Source organism: Paraburkholderia sp. 32 (genome assembly GCF_050435345.1).
Taxonomy (GTDB): Bacteria; Pseudomonadota; Gammaproteobacteria; order Burkholderiales; family Burkholderiaceae; genus Paraburkholderia; species Paraburkholderia tuberum.
On the sequence record NZ_JBNDKD010000003.1, the window covers coordinates 1,670,273 to 1,694,489 of the forward strand.

Sequence of the window (24,217 nt, forward strand, 5' to 3'; positions counted from 1 at the left end):
TCACAAACCGTTTCTATCGACGAGGACGCAATGGACACCACTCTGGCCACTTTCGAACAGGACGTCATCAAGGCGTCGATGCTGGCCCCCGTGCTGGTCGATTTCTGGGCGCCGTGGTGCGGCCCCTGCAAGAGCCTCGGCCCGATGCTCGAAAAGCTCGAAGCCGAAGCCGCCGGCAAATGGAAGCTCGTGAAGGTCAACGTGGACGAGAACCACGAGCTGGCCGCGCACTTCCAGGTGCGCAGCATTCCGCACGTGATCGCGTTCGCCGACGGCCAGGCCGTCGATCAGTTCGTCGGCGTGCTGACGGAAGGACAACTGCGCGAGTTCCTCGACCGGCTCGTGCCGCAAGGGGCGCCGGCCGCGCGCATCGAAGCGCAGACCGCGCTCGCCGAAGGCCGCCGCGACGACGCCTACGACCTGCTGCAAGCGGCGCTCGCTTACGACCCGGGCTTCGACGACGCGCGCATGGACCGCATCGAGTTACTGCTCGAAGACAACCGCATCGATGAGGCCCGCAACGAAGTCGATCTGCTGTCGCCGAAAACCACGCAAGGCATCGACGCGCGTTTCAACGCGATCAAGACGCGGCTCGACGCGGTGGACGCCGCCGCGGACCTGCCGCCCACCGATGCGCTCGAAGCGCGTGTCGCCGGCCACCCCGACGATCTCGAAGCACGCTTCGATCTCGCGAATGCGTTTATCGCGCGACGCAAATACGCGCAGGCGCTCGAACATCTGCTCGCGATCGTGCAACGCGACCGCGCGTTCCGCGACGATATCGGCCGCAAGACGATGTTGTCGGTGTTCGATCTGGCCGCGCATCAGCCGGAGCTGGTGTCGCAGTGGCGGCGCAGGCTGAGCGCGTCGTTATATTGATCATTGTGATGTTTTGCCCGATGGCAGCCTGGGTCAGAGCGGTTGAAACCGCCGCCCGGGCTGCCACCTAAACCGTCGCCTTCTTCGCCAGCTCCCGCAACACAAACGCCGCGGCCGCAAAACCAAAGCTCGCGGTCACGCACACGCTGGAGCCAAACCCCGCGCAATTCAAGCCGACCGGCCCCGTATGTCCCGGCGACGTGCTCACGTGCTCGGCTTCTTCATCGATATCGCAGACGGCCGCTTCCGGATAGATCAGCGGCTCGTCGGAATACACGGCGTTCACCTTGAACTTCGCCTTCGGCCCGCGCGGAAAGCCATGCTGCTTGCGCAACTGCCCGCGCACCTTCGACAGCAGCGGGTCCTGGATCGTCAGCGCGAGATCGTCGATGCGGATCCGCGTCGGGTCGAGCTGACCGCCCGCGCCGCCGACCGTGATCAGCGGCTGCTTGCGCTCGACGCACCATGCGATCAGCGCGGTCTTCGTGCGCACGCTGTCGATCGCGTCGATCACATAGTCGAAGCCGCCGCCGAGCGTGGCCGCGAAATTGTCCGGCTCGACGAAGTCCTCGATCAGCCGCACCTCGCAGTACGGATTGATTGCCGCGATGCGTTCGGCCATCGCTTCGACCTTCGGTTTTCCGTAATTGCCGTCGAGCGCGTGAATCTGCCGGTTCGTGTTGCTTTCCGCGACGTTGTCGAGATCGATCAGCGTCAGCGTGCCGAGCGCGCTGCGCGCAAACGCCTCCGCGACCCACGACCCCACCCCGCCGATGCCGATCACCGCGACGTGCGCACCCTCGAATGCGGCGAGCGCGGGCGCGCCATACAGACGGGCGATGCCGCCGAAACGGCGCGCGCGGTCGGCGGTTTCGTTCGCGTCGAGGCTGGTAGTAAGATCGGATTGCGCGGCGGTGCTGGACATGATGGCAGGGCTCGAAAACACAGGCGGAACAAAGCAGGCGGCGGCGCTTTGGCAAATCGCCTGGGCAAATTGCTTTGGCAAATTGGGCGCGCAGCCCGTATTTTGCCTGAACACGTGAAAACAGCCGCGCAGGACCACGAGCAGCGACGCAATGTTGCAGGCTTGCGCCGGCGCAACATGCGCCGCGCCATACGTTGCTCCGCTCGCGCGCAAAAACCTGACGCCTTAGCTATACTTGGCCCACACTGTAGCGTTCGCATAAGAATATGATCTCACTCGCCGAGCTTCGAAAAAACTACTCGCTGGGCTCACTGGACGTTGCCGACGTCAACCACGATCCGTTCCGTCAATTCGACACGTGGTTCCAGCAGGCCATCGACGCCAAGCTGCCCGAGCCGAATGCAATGACGCTGGCCACGGTCGACGCGCGCGGCCGCCCTTCGGCACGCATCGTGCTCATCAAGGGCGTCGACGAGCGCGGTTTCGTATTCTTCACCAACTATGAAAGCCGCAAGGGCCGCGAACTGAACGTGAACCCCTACGCGAGCCTGCTGTTTCACTGGATCGAACTCGAACGCCAGGTGCGCATCGAGGGCCGCGTCGTCAAAACGAGCGAGGCAGACAGTGACGCGTATTTCGCGTCCCGTCCGCTCGGCTCGCGGATCGGCGCATGGGCATCGAATCAGAGTCAGGTGATTGAAAGCCGTTCGCAGCTCGAAGTACGCGAACGCGAAATCAGCCTGCAATACGGCGAAAATCCTCCGCGTCCGCCGCACTGGGGTGGCTACCGTCTGGTGCCCGACGCGATCGAATTCTGGCAGGGGCGGCCGTCTCGGCTGCACGATCGTCTGCTTTACACGCGCGCGGAAGAAAGCGCCAACTGGCTGATCGCACGCCTGTCGCCCTGACCGGTCGATGACCGGACGAATGAGGCCGGCGGCGGCGCCAACGTAGCGGCGCGCGTCGGCGGGATTGCGTTGCGCGGCCCGCGGAATGCGCCGCGCCATGTCGCGATCCACATAGCTTTGCTTTAAATCAACGAACACGGAGAGATCACATGTTCTGGGAGAAAAAGCTGGCGCAGTGGGTTGAAGATGTCAAAACCACAGCTAACCTGCCCGCACGCCTCGTGCTGTGGGACGGTCAGCAACACGACTTCGGGCAGTTCGCCGCGCCCCGGGTCACGCTACACGTGAAGAGCGCAACCGCGCTGCCCTATCTGCTCGAACCGAGCCTCGACAATCTTGGCGAAGCCTATGTCAAAGGCAAGATCGACATCGAGGGCAAGCTGTCGGACATCATCAATATCGGCTATCAGCTCGCGCGCAGCACCGTGACGAGCGCCGGCAAGCTCGCGCGCGTGCGGCGCTACTTCAATCACTCGAAGACGTCGGATAAGAAAGCGATCCAGTATCACTACGACGTGTCGAACGAGTTCTACAGGTTGTGGCTCGACGAGAACATGGTCTACTCGTGCGCGTACTTCGAGACCGGCACCGAAGACCTCGCGACCGCGCAGCTGAAGAAAATCGATCACATTCTGACCAAAATCCAGCTGCAGCCCGGGCAGCGTCTGCTCGACATCGGCTGCGGCTGGGGCGCGCTCGTGCTGCGCGCCGCGCAGAAGTTCGGCGCGAAGTGCGTCGGCGTCACGCTGTCGCAGAACCAGTTCGATCTCGCCACCGCGCGCGTGAAAGCGGCGGGCCTCGAAAACCAGATCGATATCCGCCTGCAGGACTATCGCGACGTCAAGGGGCAGTTCGACCGCATCACGAGCGTCGGCATGTTCGAGCACGTCGGCCGCAAAAACCTGCCCGGCTATTTCCAGAAGATGCACGATCTGCTCGCCGACGACGGCATCGCGATGAACCACGGCATCACGTCGAGCGACGCCGATAGCGGCGAAACCGCGCTCGGCGGCGGTGAGTTCATCGACCGCTTCGTGTTCCCGGACGGCGAGCTGCCGCACATCAGCCTCGCGCTCGAATCGATGCAGCGCGGCGGGCTCGAACCGGTTGACGTCGAAAGCCTGCGCCGTCACTATGCGCACACGCTCGACATCTGGGCGGAAAATTTCGAAGCCCACGCAGACCAGGCGCGCAAGCTCGTCGACGACGAAAAATTCCGCATCTGGCGCGTGTATCTGGCCGGCTGCGCGTATGCGTTCGAAAACGACGACGTGTCGATTTTCCAGGTGGTGTGCCGCAAAGCCGGCCGCAGCGCGAAAACCCTGCCGTGGTCGCGCCGCTACATGTACGAAAAACCGCTGTGACCCGGCTGTGACCCGGTTTGTGACCGGTCGCGCCGCGGCGGCGTGCATGGAGCGCGCGCCGCGGCGCAATTCTGATGAACAGCAGGCCGGACATTGATGGACCAGAGCAGGACGAGTGACGTTGAAGAGCCGTTAAACAGCAAGGACGGCAGCACGGACGATGCGGCGCATCAGGCCGCGCAGCAGTTCGATCTGTTCGGGATGCCGGTGGAGGCCGCGGCTGAAGCGCCGGCCATGTCCGCACGTGAAGCCGATTCGGCCGCAAGCGCTGCCGCGCGGCCAGAGCACAAGCGCACGCCGAAGACCGCAATTTCCAACGCCCCCGCGTCGCTGTTCGAAGACGACACCCGGCCCGACAGCCCCGCTCCTGAACCAGACTGCGCCCCGGTCTCCGCCGACGCCCCGAAAAAGCGCCGCAGCCGCGACGTGCTCGCTGAACCGCCCTCGCCTGAGCTGCTCGCGCTCGCGGCGCAATTGCCGCCGCAGATCCACCTCGGCACGTCGACATGGTCGTTCCCGGGTTGGACAGGCATCGTCTACGGCGACGACTACAGCAACAGCAAACTGTCGCGCGAGGGCTTGAGTGCGTACGGCGCACATCCGCTGCTGAAGACGGTCAGCATCGACCGCTCGTTCTACCAGGCGTTGACGGTCACCGAATACCTGCGCTACGCACAGCAGGTGCCCGAGCACTTCCGCTTCATCGTCAAGGCGCCGATGACGATCACCGACGCCACCGTGCGCGCCGAGCGCGGCGAGCCGGTGTCGCTGAACCCGTGCTTCCTGAACGCGCAGATGGCGATCGACGATTTCGTCACGCCCTGCCTCGAAGGCCTCGGCGCAAAGGCCGGCGCGCTGGTGTTCCAGTTCTCGCCGCTGCCGGATCAGATGCTCGCGCAGCCGGCGGTATTCATCGAACGACTGGGGGAGTTTTTCGACGCGCTGCCCGGGCTGCCCGACGGCAGTTGCTACGCGGTCGAGATTCGCGACGCGAGCCTGCTCACGCCGCGCTTCATCCGCATGCTGAAGACGGCTGGCGTGCGCTACTGCGTCGGCATTCATGCGCGGATGCCCGATCCGCTGCGCCAGGCCGCGGCGCTCGCGCTGCTCGATGGTGAGCCCGCCGGTCCGCTGATCGTGCGCTGGAGCCTGCACGGCGGTTTCAAGTACGAACAGGCGAAGGCGAAGTACGAGCCGTTCAACCGGCTCGTCGACGAAGATCCGGCGACGCGCGCGTCGCTCGCCGAACTGGCCGCGCGTTACGCGCTCGCTGGTCAGCCGGTCGTGATCGCGGTCAACAACAAGGCGGAGGGATCGGCGCCGCTCAGCTGCGTGAAACTGGCCGAAGAAATCGTCGAAGCCTGCGTGCGTGTCACGCAGGGACGCGGCGATAACGGCGACGAGGCGTCATCGCGAGCACAGGAACCGCAGTGACGAACAGCAGCGGGCGGTCTCCCGCATCCGCCCGTTGCCGACTCCAATCCCCACGCTGCGCCGTTAACCCGCCTTGATCCGATGCGCGAACTTCTGGCGGAATTTCGCGACTTTCGGCGCTACCACGAACGAGCAGTAGCCCTGATTCGGATGCTGCGCGAAATAGTTCTGGTGGTAGGCCTCGGCGGGCCAGTAGTTGTCGCCGAGCGGCAGCACCTCGGTCACGAGCTTGCCGTCGTAGATGCGCTGTTCGCCGATCTCGCGAATCGCCTGCAGCGCGGTTTCGTGCTGCGCGTCGGAATGCGTGAAGATCACCGAGCGGTATTGCGTGCCGACGTCGTTGCCCTGCCGGTTCAGCTGGGTCGGATCGTGGATCGCGAAAAAGATGTCGAGAATCTCGCGATAACTGATCTTGGCCGGATCGAAGTCGACCTTGACCACTTCCGCGTGACCGGTGTCGCCGTCGCAGACCTGCTCGTAGCTCGGATGGCGCGCGTGACCGCCCGCATAACCCGACTCCACCGCATTGACGCCCTCGACGCCCAGATACACCGCTTCGAGGCACCAGAAACATCCACCGCCGAGCGTTGCTGTCTCGTTCATAAGCTTCACTCCAGGATCAGATTCACACAATGATCGGCAGCCGGCCTGCGTAGCGCCGCCGTATCTGCCACCGCATCCGAATATATGGCCGAACACGCGTTCTGAAAGGCGCAGTCAGGCACGAGTCAGGCACCCGTCGCGCAATGACCGCAAATCCGGCCGTGCAGATATCGAGTATAGAAACGCCGGCACGCGACGTGTGAATAACCGTGCCTCACACCCGCAAGCGCCGCGCCCGCGCCTCGATCCAGCACGATCGGCAAATTTTCGGGTGCAGCCTTTCGAGGCGATAGTCGCTGCAACCGCCCGGCTGCCACGCGCCGCACGCATCGTGGTGCGGCGCGCGCGGCGATTGCAGTTAAAATTGGCGGAAATCAACGATTTTCACCATGACTTTCGAAACATCCGCTTCCCGCCGCGCGGGTATACGCTTCAATTCGCGCCTTGATTCGCGCTGCAGTCGTTCTTTCACACGGCGCGCGACGGGGGCCTCGCCCCGATGAAGCGCGCGAGCCCACCCAACTTCGACCCGTCCGCGTTCAAACAGGCGCTCAGCCAGTTCGCGACCGGCGTCACCGTGATTACGACGCGCGCCGCGTCCGGCCAACTGATCGGCATCACGGCCAGTTCGTTCAACTCGGTGTCGCTTTCTCCGCCGCTCGTGCTGTGGAGTCTCGCGACGCGCTCCGCGTCGATGCCGGTGTTCCGCGCCAACAGTCACTATGTGATCAATGTGTTGGCCTCGACGCAGCTCGATCTGTGCAAGCGCTTCGCGACCGTGAAGGGCGACCGCTTCGAGGGCGTGTCGCACGCGGCGGGCGACAGCGGCATGCCGGTGCTCGACGGCGCACTCGCGTGGTTCGAATGCCATAACCGCAGCCGCTACGAGGAAGGCGACCACGTGATTTTCGTCGGCGAAGTGGAGCGCTGCGGTGTGCATGAAAATGCCGCGGACATGCTGCCGCTCGTGTTCCAGAGCGCGCAGTTCCACGGCCTGAAGCCGCTTTGAGCGGCGCGGCGCTTCCCTGGCGTCTGTAGCGCCTGTCGGTCGGACGCGTCGAAAACGGCGCGCCCCGCCCTCATCATCCTGAACGGTCGCTATGCGTGGCTCCGTGCCCGCTGTTCTTCTTCACGAGCGACACCGGCACGCCCGAATCTTCCTTCAGCGTTTCGAGCACGATGTTCGAGCGGATGTCCATCACTCCCGGCGCCTTGTACAAGCGATTGAGCACGAAATCCGAATAGTGCTTGAGGTTGTGCGCGAGCACGCGCAGCAGATAGTGGGTTTCGCCGGTCACGACGAAAGCGCCGACCACTTCGGGCCAGTCGCGCAACGCTTCGGCAAAACTCTCGTGCCAGTTCTGCTGGTCGTTGCGCATCGATACCTGCACGAACGCTTCCAGCTCGAACCCCAAAACTTCGCGGTTCAGGCACGCTCGGTAGTGTTCGATGACGCCCTGCTCTTCCAGCAGACGCAGGCGTCGCAGACAGGCCGATGGCGAGAGCGAGATGCGCTCCGCCAGGTCGAGATTGCTGATCCGTCCTTCCTGCTGAAGCACCGTCAAGATACGGCAATCGGTGGCGTCGAGCGAGATCGCGTTCATATTCGGTCTCCCTTTCCTGTTTGACTCAAATTATGTTCCAAGACACGGCTGGTAAGGAGATTTTTTCGCAATCACATTTCACAGCTTGACCTCTATCATTTAGAGATCGCTACCAACCGCCGACACCGCCATGCGAGCACTCTGGGACATCACCCCCGCCGTCGATACCGCCACGCCCGTCTGGCCGGGCGACACGCCGGTCGGCATCGAGCGCGTCTGGCGCATGGAGGCTGGCTCGCCGGTCAATGTCGCGCGTCTGACGATCTCGCCGCACACCGGCGCGCATACCGATGCGCCGCTGCACTACGACGTCGACGGCGCCGCGATCGGCAACGTGCCGCTCGACGCATATCTCGGTTTATGCAGAGTGATTGACTGTATCGGCGCGTCGCCTGTTGTGACGCCACAACATCTGGCCGGCTCGCTCGACGATTTGCCGCCGCGAGTCTTACTGCGCACTTACAGAAAAGCGCCGACGCGCGAGTGGGATAGTGCGTTCTGCGCGGTCGCGCCCGAGACCGTCGACCTGCTCGCCGCGCGCGGCGTGACGCTGCTCGGCATCGATACGCCGTCGCTCGATCCGCAGGAATCGAAGACGATGGATGCGCATCACCGCATTCGCGCGCACCGGATGGCGATTCTCGAGGGCATCGTGCTCGACGCGGTCGAACCCGGCGACTACGAGCTGATCGCGCTGCCGCTGAAGCTGACCACGCTCGACGCGAGCCCGGTGCGCGCGGTGCTGCGTGCACTGCCCGGCTCGCGCTCAGCCACGCTCCCCGGCGAGCGATCTACCCGACAACCCAACCCATCGAACCACCATGAACCATCGTGATGAAGCCGTGGCGCTCGACAGCGCCGACCCGCTCGCAGCGCTGCGCGAACAGTTCGCGCTGTCGCCGACGACCATCTATCTCGACGGCAACTCGCTCGGCGTGCCGCCGGCCGCCGCCGCGCAGCGCGCGCAGACCGTGATCGCCGCCGAATGGGGCGAGGGACTGATCCGCAGCTGGAACAATGCCGGCTGGTTCGCGCTGCCGCGCCGACTCGGCAACAAGCTCGCGCCGCTGATCGGCGCGGCCGAAGACGAAGTCGTGATTACCGACACGATCTCGATCAACCTGTTCAAGCTGCTGTCGGCCGCCGTGCGGCTCGCCAATGCGCGCGATCCGAAACGTCGCGTGATCGTGTCCGAGCGCTCGAACTTCCCGAGCGATCTGTATATCGCGCAGGGCCTGATCGAGCAGCTCGATCGCGGCTACGAGCTGCGCCTTGTCGACGATCCGTCCGAACTGCCCGACGCGATCGGCGAGGACACCGCGATCGCGATGATCACGCACGTGAACTACCGCACCGGCTACATGCACGACATGGCCGCGCTGACGAAGCTGATTCACGACAGGGGCGCGCTCGCGCTGTGGGATCTCGCGCATTCGGCGGGCGCGGTGCCGGTCGATCTGAACGGCGTCGGTGCCGACTACGCGGTCGGCTGCACGTACAAGTACCTGAACGGCGGTCCCGGTTCGCCCGCGTTCGTGTGGGTGCCCAGACGTCACCAGAACGGGTTTGCGCAACCGCTGTCGGGCTGGTGGGGGCATCGCGCGCCGTTCGAGATGAACCCGACGTATCAGCCCGACAACGGCGTGGGCCGCTACCTGTGCGGCACGCAGCCGATGGTGTCGATGGCGCTCGTCGAATGCGGGCTCGACGTGTTCCTGCAAACGTCTATGCAGGCGGTCCGCCAGAAGTCGCTCGCGCTGACCGATCTGTTCATCGAACTCGTCGAGACACGTTGCAGCGAATTTCCAATGAAGCTCGTGACGCCGCGTGAGCATGCGAAGCGCGGCTCGCACGCGAGCTTCGAACATCCGCACGGCTACGAGGTGATGCAGGCGCTGATCTCGCACGGCGTGATCGGCGACTATCGCGAGCCGCACGTGCTGCGCTTCGGCTTCACGCCGCTGTACACGCGCTTCGTCGACGTATGGGACGCCGTCGAAATCTTGCGCGACGTGCTCACCCGCGAGACCTGGCGGGCTCCTGAATTCGCCCAGCGCGGCGCCGTTACCTGAGGACGACAGAATGACCGATCACATGCACACGCCGGGCTTGCCAGAAGAACCGGCGGCACAAGGCTGCCCGTTCGGGCACGGACGGACGGCGTCGGCGCCGTCCGCGAGCGCGTCCGACAGCAGCTGGCACGACGCGCAGCTCGACTTTTCGGAGTCGATGAGCTACGGCGATTATCTGTCGCTCGGCACGGTGCTGGACGCGCAGCATCCGTTGTCGCCGGATCACAACGAGATGCTGTTCATCATCCAGCATCAGACGAGCGAGCTATGGATGAAGCTCGCGCTGTACGAACTGCGCGCGGCGCTCGCGGCCGTGCATCGCGACGACCTGCCGCCCGCGTTCAAGATGCTTGCGCGCGTGTCGCGAATCATGGAGCAGCTGGTGCAGGCGTGGAGCGTGCTCGCGACGATGACGCCGTCCGAATACACGGCGATGCGGCCGTACCTCGGCAGTTCGTCGGGCTTTCAGTCGTATCAGTACCGGCAGATCGAATTCCTGCTCGGCAACAAGAACGAGCAGATGCTGAAGCCGCACGCGCATCGCGCCGACGTGTACGCGCAAGTGAAGGCATCACTCGAAGCGCCGTCGTTCTACGACGAAGTGGTGAGGCTGCTCGCGCGCCGCGGCTTCAGGATTTCGCCCGCGCGGCTCGAACGCGACTGGACGAAGCCGACCGAACATGATGCATCGGTCGAAGCGGCGTGGCTCGAGGTGTATCGCAATCCGTCCGAGCATTGGGATCTGTACGAGATGGCCGAGGAACTCGTCGATCTGGAGGATGCGTTCCGCCAGTGGCGCTTCCGCCACGTGACGACGGTCGAGCGCATCATCGGCTTCAAGCAGGGCACCGGCGGCACGAGCGGCGCGCAGTATCTGCGCAAGATGCTCGACGTGGTGCTGTTTCCCGAGCTGTGGCACGTGCGGACGATGCTGTAGCGGTTAGCGCGTGTAAGGCACTTCCCGGGCAAACCTGGCATCCTGGCGGGGAACAAAGAGCAAGCCAACACTATTACGCAAGTTCGGAGTTATCCGAATCTTGAGAGATGGTCAGCATGGCAGCATCGGAACCCCATAAAAACATCAGAGTGTTTCGATATGCCCGGTGCCGATGACGACGAAGGACTGAAGGTTGTACTGAGTGCTCAGCAACTCGCGGCTGTGCTATCCGGCCAGTCGATCAATCTGAGATACGAAAATTTGTATCAATTGATTGGTGGCCGCTTCCATGAAGATTTCGACTTGTTCGGAAACACAATTGAGGAATTGGTTTTGTCTTTTACATGCGAATGCACACCGGAAGAGATTAACGCGACGGTGGCCGAGATAGACCGATTCAAGAGCGATCATGCGGGGAACCTTGACGCAGCACTTGAGGAAAACTTTGGCTACCAGTGCGATCCGACCGTGTGGGAGCAGACCACCGAGGCTTTTCTCGACAAGCTTAAGCGTCTTCTTCTGAGTGAGTAGCCCGCACTTCCTCCCGCCGGACGGCCCCACACCGTCTGGTAGGGCCTCCGTGTACTTCCATTTCACCCGGCAACCGACAGTGCCTGACACCCGCTAGCGCGCGGTATAACCACCATCGATCGGCAAACACACCCCGCTGATCATCGACGCCGCGTCGCTCAACAGAAACAGAATCGGCGCGGCGACTTCGTCGGATTCGGCAAAGCGCCTGAGCGGAATCGCCTGCAAAGCGGGATCGCGTTTGACAGGATCGCTCCACGCCAGCACCGCCATCGGCGTCAGCGTGACCGTCGGGTTCACGCTGTTCACGCGAATTCCGTACGGCCCCAGCTCGATGCACAACGCGCGCGTGACTGCATCGAGCGCGGCCTTCGACGCCGAATAGCTCAGATGATCGTCGAGCGCGACGAGCGCGGCCTGGCTCGACACGTTGACGATGCTGCCCGCGCGCCCCGCGTCGAGCATGCCACGCGCGACGTGCTTCGCGACCAGCACCGCCCCGCGCGCATTCACCGCCATCACGCGATCGAAGCTTGCGGCCGTCGTTTCCACCGCGCGTTCGAGCAACGCGATGCCCGCGCAATTCACCAGACCGTCGAACGGTTCGAGCGAGGCCATTGCTTCGTCGATCACGGCTTCGTCGCTGATGTCGAGCCTCAACGGCTCGCAACCGGTTTCCTCGGCGAGCCGCGCGAGCTCGTTCAGGTTGCGCGCGGCCGCGACGACCGACGCGCCGCTCGCGCACAGCGCCTCGACCGCCGCGCGGCCGATGCCGCTGGAGGCGCCCGTCACCAGAATCGAGCGGCCGGAAAAATCGAAAGTAGCGTTCATGATGATTGCAAGCGATGCATGACCGGCTTCAACGCCGGATAGAGGTCCGTGTACACGCCGAAGCGCTCTTTGTATAGCGCCATGCGCCGTGCCTCGGGCTGCGCGCGCTCGATCAGCGTGACCCAGCCGCCTTGCGCCGCTTCGCGCGACACGAGACCGACGCCGAGCGCGGCGAGCAGCGCGGCGCCCATCGCGGCTTCGACGTCCTGCTCGATCGTGTAGACCGGATAGCCGGTGACGTCGGCGATGATCTGCATCCACAGGTCCGAATGCGCGGCGCCGCCGACCACGATCAGCTTATCGTCGAGCGATTGCGCGCCTTTGCGCCCCGCCTCGATGTTGTGCTTCAGCGCGAACGACACGCCTTCGAGCACCGCGCGATACAGATGCGCGCGCGTATGAAACAGCGACAGCCCGACGAACGCGCCGCTCGCTTTCGCATCCCACACCGGGCTGCGCTCGCCCATCAGATACGGCAGGAACAGCACGCCGTCGGCGCCAGCCGGCACTTGCGCGGCGCTCTCTTCGAGCAGCCGATGCGGATCGCCATGCGGTGTCGCGCGCGCGGCCTCGATCTCCGCATGACAGAACTGCTCGCGATACCAGCTGACCGACGCGCCCGCGGTAATCGCGCCGCCGAATATGTAGATGTCGTGCTGCCCGTTGAAAACGTGCGGCATGCTGATCAAACCGTGCCGTGCGTCGACACGCTGATTGAGGTAACCCCAGCACATGCTGGTGCCGATCATCGCAACGTGCTGCCCCGCGCGCGTGACGCCGGCCGCGAACGTCGCCATCGCCGCATCGACGCCACCCGCGACGATCGCCGTGCCCGCGTCGAGCCCGAGCTGCGCGGTCCATTGCGACAACAGCCCGCCCACCACCTCCGACGATTCGACGAGCCGCTCCGGCATCATCGTCGCGGGAATGCCGAGCATGTCGAGCGCTTCGTCCGACCAGTCGCGCCGCGCGATATCGTAGACGCCGCCGATGTTGCCGGCCGAGCTGTGATCGACGGCGACCTCGCCGGTCAGCATGTAGATCACGTATGCGTTCGGCGGCAAAAAATAGCGCGTATGCGCCCACACGTCCGGCTCGTTCTCGCGCAGCCACAGCATCTTCGTGTAACCGTAGTAGCTATCGACGCCGTTGCCGGTGATCGTATAGAGCCGTTCGAGATCGACGTTCTCGCACACCCAGTCGACCTGCGCGGTCGCGCGCCGGTCCATCCAGATCAGGCACGGCGCGAGCGGCCGCATGTCGTTGTCGACCGCAATGCCCGAGCCGCCGTACAGGCTACTCACGCACAGTGCCTTGATCGCGCCCGGCGCGATGCCGGCCGCCTTCGCGTCGCCGACGCACGCGGCCACGCATTCGACCACGGCCTTCAGCCACACCGCGGGCCACTGCTCGGCCCACAATGGCTTCGGCGTATCGGGCTGATAGCTCGACGCATGCTGCGCGACGATCGCGCCCTGCTCGTCGACCAGCAGCGCCTTCGTGCTCTGCGTGCCGATATCGACGCCGATGACGTAGTTCATAGAGTCTCCGTTGAAACGCCGCGCCCCAGATTCACGCGCGCGGCTTCATCAGCACTTTGATCGAATCGAGCGAGTTCGCGATCCTGATCGCTTCGTCCCATTCTTCCAACGAAAAGCCGTGCGTGACGATGCCCTTCGACGTAACGAGTCCGCGCGCGAGCAGATCGATCGCGATCGGATAGCAATAGGGCCCAAGATGCGCGCCGCGCACGTCGAGTTCCTTGCGATCGCCGATCACCGACCAGTCGAGCGTCGTATCCGCGCCGAACACCGAGAATTCGACGAAGCGCCCGAGCTTGCGGATCAGGTCCATCCCCTGATTCACGCCAATCGGCGCACCCGTCGTTTCGATATAGACGTCGCAGCCGTAGCCGTCCGTCAGTGAATGGATGATCGCGAGCGCGTCGTCCTTCCGAGGATTGATCGTCACGTCCGCGCCATATTCGCGCGCGAGTGCGAGCCGTTCTTCGACCAGATCGATCACGACGAGCCGCTTCGGCGTCTTCAGATGCGCGACCTGCGTCATCATCAGACCGAGCGGCCCCGCGCCCGCGATCACGACCACGTCGTCGAGTTGCAGATCGCCGCGATTGACCGTGTGAATCGCACACGCGAGCGGCTCGATGATCGCGGCGTCTTCGAGCGAGATGCCGTCGGGAATCTTGTGGACGATCGCGGTCGGCGGAATGCGCATGTACTCGGCCATGCCACCGTCCGCGACTTCGCGCTGAAAGCCGAAGATGTTGTGCACTTCGCACATCCAGTACTGGCCGGACTTGCAATAGCGGCACTTGCCGCACGGCACGATCTGCTCGGCGATCACGCGCTCGCCCTTCTGCACGCCGAAATGCTCGGCCGCGCCTTCGCCCAGTTCCTCGACATAGCCGAAGAACTCGTGGCCCGGAATCACCGGCGCCTTGACCCATGGGCTCGGGCCGCCCCAGAACATCTTCGCGCCCGAATGGCATTTGCAGTCGCTCGCGCAGATGCCGCACGCGGCGATGCGGATCACGAGTTCGTGCGCGCGCGCGCGTGGTTTCTGTACCTGCTCGACTCGATAGTCTTTCGGTGCATGACAGACGATGGCGGTCATGTTCTGCTGGTCGGATTGAGTCGTCATTGCATGGTCCTGCGAAAAGAGGGATGTGGGAAGCGAGCGTTACTTTCTACGGTCGCGGCTGATATAGATCGCGAGCAGAATGATTCCGCCCTTGATCACGTTCTGCACGTATGGATTCACGCCGACCATGTTCAGGCCGTTATTCAGGACGCCGAGTAACAGCGCGCCGATCAGCGTGCCGATGATCGAGCCGCGCCCACCGGAGATCGACGTGCCGCCCATCACGACGGCGGCGATCGCGTCGAGTTCGAAACCGACGCCCGCGTTCGGCTGGCCGCTCATCAGGCGCGCGGTCAGCACGATCGCGGCAAACGCTGACGTCAAGCCGGCGATCGTGTAGACGATCAGCTTCACGCGCGCGACGCGCACGCCGGACAATCGCGTCGCCTGCTCGTTACCGCCGATCGCATACACGTAGCGGCCAAACGGCATCCGTTCGAGCAGCACCCACGCGATCAGATAGATCACCGCCATGATCACGACCGGTGCCTGGACGCCGAGAATCTTGCCGCTGCCGAAGAAGCTGACCCAGTCGGGCAGACCGTCGATCGGGTAGCCGCCCGTGTAGATCAGTGCGAGGCCGCGCGCGATACCCATCGTCGCGAGTGTGACGATGATCGGCGGCATGCCGGCGAACGCGACGAAAAAGCCGTTGGCCGCGCCGAAGCCGAGACCGACCGCGAGGCCGACCGCAAGCGCGGCCACCCCATTCATGCCGGCGACCATCAGCCCGGCCGACAGCGTGCCCGAGAGCGCCATCACCGAGCCGACCGACAGATCGATGCCGCCCGTCAGGATCACGCAGGTCATGCCGACCGCGATGATCGCGTTGATCGACACCTGGCGCAGCACGTTCTCGATGTTCGCGGCCGACAGAAAGCTGTCGCTCGCGAACACCATCACGATGCAGACGACCAGCAGGCCGATGAACGGATAGAACAGCGTCGAGCGCTTGAGCGCGGCCCACGTGAAGCGCACCGGCGCGCCCGGCGTGTCGCTGTTGACACTCGATGTTTTCGGCGAAGAGAAAGGATTAGGCATGTTCATGAGAGGCTCCAGCCGAACCGGCGGTCGCATAGGTCATCACGGCATTCGATTCGATCGCGTCGCCTTCGAGCAGCGCTTCGATGCGGCCCTGCCGGAATACGGCGACGCGGTCGCACATGCCGACGATCTCCGGCAACTCGGACGAGATCATGATGATCGAGTAGCCGCGCGCGGTCAGTTCGCGCATCAGCAGATAGATTTCGGCCTTCGCGCCGACGTCGATGCCGCGCGTCGGTTCGTCGAAGATCAGGATGTTGGTGTGGTGATTGAGCCAGCGCGCGATCACGACCTTCTGCTGATTGCCGCCCGACAGCGTCGCGACTTCGGTGTGCATCGTTGGGGCCTTCACGCCGACGCGCTTCATGATGTCGGCGGTCGCGCGCGCTTCGCTACGTTGGTCGATGAAGAAACGTAGCGACCGGTACTTGCCGAGGTTGTTGATCGAGATGTTCTGCTTGATCGAGAACTCGGTAATGAGCCCTTCGGTCTTGCGGCTCTCGGGCAGAATGCCGACGCCCGCGCGCAGCGCATCAGCCGGATCGGCGAGCTTCGCGGCCGCGCCGTTGACGCGAATTTCCTTCGCGTACGCACGGTCCGCGCCGATCACCGCGAGCGCGGTCTCGGTGCGCCCCGAACCGACGAGTCCCGCGAAGCCGAGAATCTCGCCCTCGCGCAGCGTGAAGCTCAGCTCGGGGCTGTCTTTGAACAGCTGCAAGCGCACGACGTCGAGCACGACCTTCGCGTCGGCGCGCGGCGTCGGCTTCGGCGGAAAGCTGCTTTCGATGCGGCGTCCCACCATCATCTGCACGAGCCGGCCCACGTCGGATTGCGCGACCTCGGTCATGCCGACGTACTGGCCGTCGCGCAGCACCGTGATGCGGTCGCACACCTCGAAAATCTCTTCGAGGTGGTGCGAGATGAAGATCATCGCGACGCCCTGCTGCTTCAGCTCGCGCATGATCGTGAACAGATGCGCGGCCTCGGCGGGCGTCAGCGTCGCGGTCGGTTCGTCGAGAATCAGCACGCGCGCATCGAGCGACAACGCCTTGCCGATTTCGACGAACTGCTGCTGCGCTACCGACAGTTCCCGGATCTGCACCGACAGATCGATCGCTACGCCAAGCCGCTCAAAAATCCGCGCCGCCGCGCGCCGCATTCTGCCGCGTTCGAGCAGACCGAAACGATTGCGCAATTCACGGCCGAGAAACATGTTCTCCACCGCGTTCAGATACGGAATCAGGCTGAACTCCTGAAACACGATACCGACGCCCGCGGCCACCGCGTCGTGATAGTTCGCGAAGTGGCGTTGCTCGCCGTCGAGCGTGATCGAGCCTTCGTCGGGCTGGTAGATACCGCACAGAATCTTCATCAGCGTCGACTTGCCCGCGCCGTTCTCGCCGAGCAGCGCGTGAATCTCGCCGCGCGCGATCTCGAGGTGAATGCCTTGCAGCGCCTTCACGCCGGGAAAGCTCTTGCTGATGTTGTCGAGCTTCAGAATCGTGTCCATCGCATGTTCCTGTGCCGCGCGCCGCCGCGCATGATCCGCACGCGCGGCAGCCTGCGCTTGCATTACCAGCTGAAGCCCTTGGCGTTGCTCTTGTCGATCATCTTCACGTCGACCGGAATCGCTTTCGGCACATTGGCGCCCCACTTCTTCGCGAGCGCGATGCCGAGCGCGATGCGCACCTGGTCGGCCGGGAATTGCGCGGACGTCTCGACGAATTTCGAATTCGGCTTCTGGATCGCGGCGATCGCTTCCGGTGCGCCGTCGACGCTCGTCAGCTTGATGTCCTTGCCCGACGATTCGATCGCCGACAGCGCGCCCATCGAGCCGCCGTCGTTCACGCTGAACACGCCCTTCAGATTCGGATGCGCCTGGATCATGTTCTCGGTGACGGACAACGCGGTCGCGCGTTCCTGCTTGCCGTTCTGCGTATCGACGAGCTTCACGCCCGGCGACTTCGCGAGCGCCGCCTTGCAGCCGCGCACGCGTTCGAGAATCGGCACGACCGGAATGCCGTCGAGAATCGCCACTTCGCCGCTGCCGCCGATCGACTTCGCGAGGTAGTCGCACGCCATCACGCCCGCGTCGTAGTTCTTCGAGCCGACGAACGAATCGACCGGACCGTTCGCGTTCGCATCGACCGCGACCACGACGACGCCCGCCTTCTTCGCCGACACGACCGCCGACTGGATGCCGGTCGAGTCGGTCGGATTGACGAGCAGGATGTCGATTTTCTTTTGCAGCATGTCTTCGACGTCGCTGACCTGCTTGCTGACGTCGTGATGCGCGTCGGTGACGACGACCGTCGCGCCGGTCGACGCGGCCGCGTCGTTCAGCGCTTTCTGCATCGTCACGAAGTACGGATTGTTCAGTTCCTGGAACGTCATGCCGATTTTGAGCGGCGCGGCCTGCGCGGTCTGCGCGGCCGACACAGCGACTAGCGACAAACCGAACGCGAGCGCGGCGACACGGCGCGCGAACATCATCGAAGGGTTGAGCGAAAGAGTAGACGGCTTCATGGTTGTCTCCATTTTTTGAAGTGAGCACGCCCCCTCGCGCTGTGGGCGCACAGCGCGATCGATGCGTGTTGAAACGCGAGTTGAATAAAGCTGTGAACTACCGGATGGGCACTATGTGACCGGGTACGCGACGCCGCTACGCGACAAGCCCGGCGCGAGCACGATCGCCGGCGCGTTGTCGATGCCCCTGCCATGCGCGGCCGCCTGCTCGGAAGCATCGCGGCTCGCATCGTTCAGTTGCTGATAACGGCGAAACGTCGACGGCGCCATGCCCTTCATCGCAAGAAACTGCCGGTTGAAATTCGACAGGTTGTTGAAGCCCGCCTTGAAGCAGATGTCGGTCACGCTCAGTTCGCCGTCGGTCAGCAACTGGCACGCGAGATTGATGCGCATGCGGTTCACGTACTGCACGAACGGCAGCCCGGTATGGCGGCGGAAATATCGCGAAAACGCGCTGACGCTCTGGCCGGCGAGTTGCGCAAGCTCCGACTCGCGCAACTCGTTCGCGAGGTTCTTGCCGATATACGCGAGCACGTGATTGATGCGGGTCGCCGCGAAGCTGGTCGGATCGGCCTGATAAGCGGGACTCGCGAGCGTGTCGCGATCCGGCGCGTTGATCAGGATCTCGAGCATCGACATGAACAGCACGAGCCGGCGCAGCCCGCGCGCCGCGAGCAGTTCGAGAAAGAGCGGCTTGATCTGCGCGGATGTCTCCAGGCCGAACGACAGGCCGCGACGCGCATCGGCGAGCAGCGCCTCGACCTGACGCCACTCCGGAAAACTCTCGAGACAGTTCGATACGAACTCCTGGCCAAACTGCACGACCAGATTGCGCTGCGCGACGCTCTCGCCTTCGGGCACGTCGCTGACCCAGTTGTGCGGCAGGTTCGGCCCCATCAACACGAGGTTGCCGAGGCGCGAAGCTGCCGATGTGATCGCCGACGAACATCTTGCCGGTCGTCGCGACGATCAGATGGATTTCGTACTCCGGATGAAAGTGCCAGCGCACCGTGCGATACGGATAGCCATGCGACCACACTTTGAACGATTCGTCGTGGCGTACGGCCACGATTTCGAGATCAGGTTGCACTGTCTGCCTCCATGAAGCGGCGCGCGGGAGGCGCCGCCGATCTTGATCTTGTAAAGCGAAAAGTAACCGCCAAACGCGTTGGCGACCACTTTAAAAGAAACCGCGGACCGATACTTTTTTGTATTCGGGTTAGCCCCGACGTGTGCGCGGTCAAATTTGATGCAATGCAATATGAGTGGCGCGACTCGTTTTCTCGCCTCGGTTGCTCGTCGCTGCCGCCGGCGCATCGCCCATGCCGCGCTGCGCCATCAAAAGCCCGTCCCCTTGCCTTGACTTTCGTTTCTCCGGGTACGATCATTCGCTCACATACAGAGCAAATGCTCTGCACGCACAGAACGCGCGCCGCGAGCGCCGCGGACAAGTTTTTGGAGACACAACATGAACAGCGGGCAAGGCAGCGGCGCGGCCGCACACGTGATCCTGCACATCGGCGCGGGATCGTTTCATCGCGCGCATCAGGCGTGGTATCTGCACCGGCTGAACGAAGCGAGCACGGCCGGCGAGCCGCGCTGGTCGCTGAGCGTGGGCAATATCCGCGGCGACATGAACCCGGTGCTCGAAGCGCTCGCCGCGCAGAACGGCGTCTACACGCTCGAAACCGTCACGCCGCAAGGCGAGCGCGCCTACGAGACGATCCGCTCGATCGAGCGCGTGCTGCCGTGGAGCGAAAGCCTCGACGGACTGATCGAAGCGGGCGCCGATCCGGCTTGCAAGATCATCGCGTTCACCGTGACCGAAGGCGGCTATTACCTCGACGAACACGACCGGCTCGACACCGCGAATGCCGATCTCGCCGCCGACCTCGCCGGCGGCCACACGACGATCTACGGCGCGCTCGCGGCGATTCTCGACGCGCGCGTGAAGCGCGGCGCGGGACCCGTCACGCTGCAGACCTGCGACAACCTGCGCAGCAACGGCGAGCGCTTTCATGCGGGCATGAGCGAGTTTCTCGAACGACGCGGCGCGAACGAACTCGCGCAATGGTTCGACGACAACACGTCATGCCCGTGTTCGATGGTCGATCGCATCACGCCGCGTCCGACGCCCGACGTGCGCGAGCGCGTGAAGGCCGCGACCGGCGTCGACGACGCGAGTCCGGTGATGGGCGAGGCGTTCATCCAGTGGGTGATCGAAGACCGCTTCATCGCGGGACGGCCCGCCTGGGAGAAGGTCGGCGCGGAACTCGTCGATTCGGTGCTGCCGTACGAGGAAGCGAAGATCCGCATTCTCAACGCGACGCATAGCTGCATCGCGTGGGCGGGCACGCTGGTCGGCCTGAACTACATCCACGAAGGCACGCTCGACGCCGACATCCGCCAGTTCGCGTACGACTACGTGACCGAGGACGTGATCCCGTGTCTGACACCGAGTCCGCTCGATCTCGAACGCTATCGCGACGTCGTGCTCGAGCGCTTCAGCAACCCGCATATCCTCGACACGAACCAGCGCGTCGCCGCCGACGGCTTCTCGAAGTTGCCCGGCTTCATCGCGCCGACACTCGCCGAATGCTTCGAGCGCGGCGTCACGCCGGCGGCGAGCGCGATGCTGCCCGCGTTGTTCTTCCGCTTTCTGGAACGCTGGCACACGGGCAAGCTGCCCTACGCGTATCAGGACGGCGTGATGGAAGAGCGCGTCGCGCACGCCTTTTTCACGGCGCCCGATCCGCTGCGCGCGTTCGCGGCCGACCGGCTGCTGTGGGGCGGCATGGCGCAGACGCCCGAGCTCGAAGCGGCGCTCGCGGACGCGCTCGCGCGGGTCGACGCATGGCTCGCCGAACGCGGCGCGACTAGCCAGGCTTAATGCGCATGACAGCGCGCGCGATGAACCGCTAAAGTAGCGCATCCCCAACGACGAAGGTTTCGCTCCCATGTACCTTGGCATCGACCTCGGCACGTCCGAAGTGAAAGTTCTGCTGCTCGCCTCCGACGGCCGCGTGATCGGCACCGCAGGCTCGCCGTTCACCGTTTCGCGTCCGCACCAGCGCTGGGCCGAGCAGAATCCCGAAGACTGGTGGGCCGGCACGCGCACGGCGCTCGCCGCGTTGCGCGCGCGTCATCCCGACGAATTCGCGCGGATTCGCGGCATCGGCCTGTCGGGGCAGATGCACGGCGCGGTGCTGCTCGACGCGGAAAACCGCGTGCTGCGGCCCGCGATCCTGTGGAACGACATGCGCAGTGACAAGGAGTGCGCGGAACTGACCGAGCGCGCGCCGGAACTGCACAGCGTCGCCGGCAATCTGGCGATGCCCGGTTTCACGGCGCCGAAGCTGCTGTGGGTCGCGCGTCACGAGCCGGAGATTTTCGTGAGGACTGCCTGCGTGCTGCTGCCGAAAGACTATCTGCGCCTGCAACTGACGGGCGGCAAGGTGTCCGATCCATCGGACGCGGCCGGCACATTGTGGCTCGACGTCGCGAAACGCGATTGGTCCGATTCGCTGCTCGCGGCCTGCAACATGACGCGCGCGCAGATGCCGGCGCTGCGCGAAGGCAGCGCGCCGGCCGGCACGCTGCTGGCGGAACTCGCGCGCGAATTCGGCCTGCGCGACGACGTGATCGTCGCGGCCGGCGGCGGCGACAACGCGACCAGCGCGATCGGCATCGGCGCGACGCAACCGGGCGACGGCTTCGTGTCGTTGGGCACCTCGGGCGTGCTGTGCGTGGTCGGCGACAGCTTCCGCCCGAACCCGGCCTCCGCCGTGCACGCGTTCTGTCATGCGATCCCGGACCGCTGGCATCAGATGAGCGTGGTGCTGTCGGCGGCGAGCTGTTTGCGCTGGGTCTGCAAGCTGACGTCGACCGACGAGCCGACGCTGCTCGCCGAAATCGAGGCGCTGCCCGCCGAGGCCTTGAGCACCGCGCCGCTCTTTTTGCCGTATCTGTCGGGCGAGCGCACGCCGCACAACGACCCCTATGCGCAAGGCGTATTCTTCGGCATGACTCACGCAACCGACCGCGCGCTGCTCGGCTACGCGGTGCTCGAAGGCGTGACGCTCGCGCTGACCGACGGCCTCGACGCGCTGCGCGCGGCCGGCACCGAGGCGAAGGTGTTGTCGCTGCTCGGCGGCGGCGCACGCAGCGACTACTGGGCCCAGTTGCTCGCCGATGCGCTCGACACCGTCACCGTCAAGCACGGCGGCGGCGAAACCGGCGCGGCGCTCGGCGCGGCGCGTCTCGGCTGGCTCGCCGCCGGTGGCGAGCCGGCCACCGTGCTGACCAAGCCGCCTGTCGAAAAGGAGTTCACGCCGAATCCGCGCCGCCACGCGCAATTGCGCACCCGGCTCGAAGCGTATCGCGCGCTGTATCGCCACGTACGGCCGCTGTTCGATCCCGCGCGCGCACCGCTCGCCTGAGCGTCAACCGCGGCCGGCCCGCGCGACAGACGCGCCGCCGGCCGCTATCATCGGCGCACTTCAACCGAAACCTCATCGTGCCCAGGTCCACAGAAAAACTCGATCTCGCCACACGCGCCGCGTGGCTTTATTACGTCGCGGGCAATACCCAGAACGAAATCGCCGAGAAGCTGCAGGTATCGCGGCCGGTCGCGCAGCGGCTCGTCGCGTTCGCGGTCGAAAAGAACCTGATCCGCGTGCGGGTCGATCACAAGCTCGCTGATTGCCTGTCGCTCGCCGATCAGCTGTCGAAGCGCTATGGCCTCAGCATGTGCGAGATCGTGCCGATCGATGGCGATACCTCCGAGGAAGTCGACCGTAAGCTCGCGGTGGCCGGCGCGCAGGTGATGGAGCGCTATCTGAGCGAGGAAAAGCCGATGGTCGTCGCGGTCAGCAGCGGCCGCACGCTGAAGGCCGCGGTCGATCAGATCGCGCAGCTAGACCGTCCGCAGCATCGGCTGGTATCGATGGTCGGCGCGATCGCGCAGGACGGCTCCTCGAACCGCTACGACGTCGCGCTGCACATTTCCGAAAAGACCGGGGGCAAGCATTTTCTGCTGCCCGCGCCGCTGCTCGCCGACAGCGAGGCCGAGCGCGCGCAGTGGTGCAATCACCGTCTCTATCGGATCGTCGAATCGCTGTCGGCGCAGGCCGATGTCGCGTTCGTCGGCATCGGCAACATTGGGATGACCTGTCCGTTGCACGAGGACGGCTTCATCACGGAAGGCGAGGTGAACGAGTTGATGCACAACGGCGCGGTCGCCGAAATGCTCGGCCTGCCGATCGATGCGGCCGGCGCGCACGTCGAATCGCCGACCGGCCGACGCGTGACGAGCATCGCGCTCGACACGCCGCCACGCCGGCCGACCATCGGCTTCGCGGGCGGGCTGCGTAAGCGCGAGGCGCTGATCGCGGTGCTCAAGGGGGGATGGTTGTCGGGGCTCGTGACCGACGAGGTGTGCGCGCGGGCGGCGTTGGAGGCGTGAGTTTCGAATGCGTGCCGGTCGCGCTCTATCGCGTCAACGCCCGCAAGCACCGCTCACGCTTGACGATCTGTAGTGCGTGTCTTTGACACGCATGATTCTTTCAATGCAAGGCATAAAAAAGCGCCCGCAGAAGAAGCGTGCCTTCTGTTTAATCTATCCAGAGCGATTGTCTACTCGCTTGCCAAATCAGTCTTCATCTTCAAGCCAGATACAGAAATATTGACCATCTCCACTACTTATCACAGTACCCGAATCAAATGTCGATTCCCTGCCTGTAGCGCCGTTATGACGAAACAGTCACGGCGAGCATCATGCTGCGGCTATTCCTGCTTGATGCAGAACGGGTCTCGTGCATCGGGCTACGGAAAATTCGGAGTCGTCCGAATCTTGAGAGACGGTCCGCACGGCAGCATCGGAACCCCATAAAAACATCA

At 64.3% G+C, this 24,217-nt stretch carries 21 protein-coding genes and 1 pseudogene; 12 read left to right on the forward strand and 10 right to left on the reverse strand.

Annotation, left to right across the window (positions count from 1 at the left end):
* Nucleotides 1-30 precede the first annotated feature (30 nt).
* Nucleotides 31-879, forward strand: a complete 849-nt coding sequence (gene trxA, locus OKW26_RS30410) for a thioredoxin (protein WP_090801643.1) — start codon at nt 31-33, stop codon at nt 877-879.
* 67 nt (nt 880-946) lie between these two features.
* On the opposite strand, the gene tcdA is transcribed toward trxA, so the two are convergent.
* Nucleotides 947-1,804, reverse strand: a complete 858-nt coding sequence (tcdA, locus tag OKW26_RS30415; RefSeq protein ID WP_429356075.1) for a tRNA cyclic N6-threonylcarbamoyladenosine(37) synthase TcdA — start codon at nt 1,802-1,804, stop codon at nt 947-949.
* Nucleotides 1,805-2,070: 266 nt separating this feature from the next.
* On the opposite strand from tcdA, the gene pdxH reads away from it, so the two are divergent.
* From pdxH to OKW26_RS30430, 3 genes are all read left to right on the forward strand, one after another.
* Nucleotides 2,071-2,712, forward strand: a complete 642-nt coding sequence (pdxH, locus tag OKW26_RS30420) for a pyridoxamine 5'-phosphate oxidase (RefSeq protein WP_090801646.1) — start codon at nt 2,071-2,073, stop codon at nt 2,710-2,712.
* 149 nt (nt 2,713-2,861) lie between these two features.
* The gene (locus OKW26_RS30425; protein WP_090801647.1) at nt 2,862-4,076 is read left to right on the forward strand and encodes an SAM-dependent methyltransferase; all 1,215 of its coding nucleotides are present in this window, start codon (nt 2,862-2,864) and stop codon (nt 4,074-4,076) included.
* A 96-nt stretch (nt 4,077-4,172) separates the two neighbouring features.
* Nucleotides 4,173-5,510 carry a DUF72 domain-containing protein gene (locus OKW26_RS30430; protein WP_429356076.1) on the forward strand — a complete coding sequence of 446 codons (1,338 nt, stop codon included), beginning with the start codon at nt 4,173-4,175 and terminating at the stop codon, nt 5,508-5,510.
* 63 nt (nt 5,511-5,573) lie between these two features.
* Here the strand turns inward: OKW26_RS30430 and msrA are convergent, their stop codons facing one another.
* Nucleotides 5,574-6,113, reverse strand: coding sequence for a peptide-methionine (S)-S-oxide reductase MsrA (msrA, locus tag OKW26_RS30435; protein ID WP_429356077.1), 540 nt, complete (start codon nt 6,111-6,113; stop codon nt 5,574-5,576).
* Between the two features lie 499 nt (nt 6,114-6,612).
* Here msrA and OKW26_RS30440 point away from each other — a divergent pair, with 499 nt between their 5' ends.
* Nucleotides 6,613-7,122 carry a flavin reductase family protein gene (locus OKW26_RS30440; RefSeq protein ID WP_090801653.1) on the forward strand — a complete coding sequence of 170 codons (510 nt, stop codon included), beginning with the start codon at nt 6,613-6,615 and terminating at the stop codon, nt 7,120-7,122.
* 73 nt (nt 7,123-7,195) lie between these two features.
* Here the strand turns inward: OKW26_RS30440 and OKW26_RS30445 are convergent, their stop codons facing one another.
* Complete coding sequence (locus tag OKW26_RS30445; RefSeq protein ID WP_090801655.1) at nt 7,196-7,717, reverse strand: Lrp/AsnC family transcriptional regulator; 522 nt, start codon at nt 7,715-7,717, stop codon at nt 7,196-7,198.
* Nucleotides 7,718-7,847: 130 nt separating this feature from the next.
* Between OKW26_RS30445 and kynB the strand changes: the two genes are divergently transcribed.
* The 4 genes from kynB (at nt 7,848) to OKW26_RS30465 (ending at nt 11,257) form a co-directional block, all read left to right on the forward strand.
* Entirely contained in the window at nt 7,848-8,552 is a 705-nt protein-coding gene (gene kynB, locus OKW26_RS30450; RefSeq protein WP_090801656.1) for an arylformamidase, read from the forward strand.
* Entirely contained in the window at nt 8,539-9,789 is a 1,251-nt protein-coding gene (gene kynU / locus OKW26_RS30455; RefSeq protein ID WP_429356078.1) for a kynureninase, read from the forward strand. Before kynB ends, kynU begins: the two co-directional genes overlap by 14 nt.
* A gap of 10 nt (nt 9,790-9,799) precedes the next feature.
* A complete protein-coding gene (gene kynA / locus OKW26_RS30460; protein WP_429356079.1) occupies nt 9,800-10,726 on the forward strand; it encodes a tryptophan 2,3-dioxygenase in 927 nt (308 codons plus the stop codon).
* 159 nt (nt 10,727-10,885) lie between these two features.
* On the forward strand, nt 10,886-11,257 hold the full coding sequence (locus tag OKW26_RS30465; protein ID WP_429356080.1) for a contact-dependent growth inhibition system immunity protein: 372 nt from the start codon (nt 10,886-10,888) through the stop codon (nt 11,255-11,257).
* A 93-nt stretch (nt 11,258-11,350) separates the two neighbouring features.
* Here OKW26_RS30465 and OKW26_RS30470 read toward each other — a convergent pair whose 3' ends face one another.
* From OKW26_RS30470 to OKW26_RS30500, 7 genes and pseudogenes are all read right to left on the reverse strand, one after another.
* Nucleotides 11,351-12,088, reverse strand: a complete 738-nt coding sequence (locus tag OKW26_RS30470) for an SDR family oxidoreductase (protein WP_429356081.1) — start codon at nt 12,086-12,088, stop codon at nt 11,351-11,353.
* Nucleotides 12,085-13,629, reverse strand: a complete 1,545-nt coding sequence (locus OKW26_RS30475) for an FGGY-family carbohydrate kinase (protein ID WP_429356082.1) — start codon at nt 13,627-13,629, stop codon at nt 12,085-12,087. Before OKW26_RS30475 ends, OKW26_RS30470 begins: the two co-directional genes overlap by 4 nt.
* A gap of 31 nt (nt 13,630-13,660) precedes the next feature.
* Nucleotides 13,661-14,749: an alcohol dehydrogenase catalytic domain-containing protein gene (locus OKW26_RS30480; protein WP_090801663.1), complete on the reverse strand. Its 1,089-nt coding sequence runs from the start codon at nt 14,747-14,749 to the stop codon at nt 13,661-13,663.
* Between the two features lie 39 nt (nt 14,750-14,788).
* Nucleotides 14,789-15,796, reverse strand: a complete 1,008-nt coding sequence (locus OKW26_RS30485; protein WP_184058264.1) for an ABC transporter permease — start codon at nt 15,794-15,796, stop codon at nt 14,789-14,791.
* Complete coding sequence (locus OKW26_RS30490) at nt 15,783-17,303, reverse strand: sugar ABC transporter ATP-binding protein (RefSeq protein WP_429356083.1); 1,521 nt, start codon at nt 17,301-17,303, stop codon at nt 15,783-15,785. The genes OKW26_RS30485 and OKW26_RS30490 overlap by 14 nt, the downstream gene beginning before the upstream one ends.
* A 62-nt stretch (nt 17,304-17,365) precedes the next feature.
* Entirely contained in the window at nt 17,366-18,319 is a 954-nt protein-coding gene (locus OKW26_RS30495; RefSeq protein WP_429356084.1) for a substrate-binding domain-containing protein, read from the reverse strand.
* Nucleotides 18,320-18,430: 111 nt separating this feature from the next.
* Nucleotides 18,431-19,409: pseudogene (locus OKW26_RS30500) on the reverse strand (AraC family transcriptional regulator).
* Between the two features lie 378 nt (nt 19,410-19,787).
* Here OKW26_RS30500 and dalD point away from each other — a divergent pair.
* The 3 genes from dalD to OKW26_RS30515 all read left to right on the forward strand — a co-directional run bounded on the left by dalD (nt 19,788) and on the right by OKW26_RS30515 (nt 23,783).
* Nucleotides 19,788-21,209, forward strand: a complete 1,422-nt coding sequence (gene dalD / locus OKW26_RS30505; RefSeq protein WP_429356085.1) for a D-arabinitol 4-dehydrogenase — start codon at nt 19,788-19,790, stop codon at nt 21,207-21,209.
* 67 nt (nt 21,210-21,276) lie between these two features.
* A complete protein-coding gene (xylB, locus tag OKW26_RS30510; RefSeq protein WP_429356086.1) occupies nt 21,277-22,758 on the forward strand; it encodes a xylulokinase in 1,482 nt (493 codons plus the stop codon).
* Between the two features lie 77 nt (nt 22,759-22,835).
* Nucleotides 22,836-23,783: a sugar-binding transcriptional regulator gene (locus OKW26_RS30515; protein WP_187616383.1), complete on the forward strand. Its 948-nt coding sequence runs from the start codon at nt 22,836-22,838 to the stop codon at nt 23,781-23,783.
* Nucleotides 23,784-24,217: the final 434 nt, after the last annotated feature.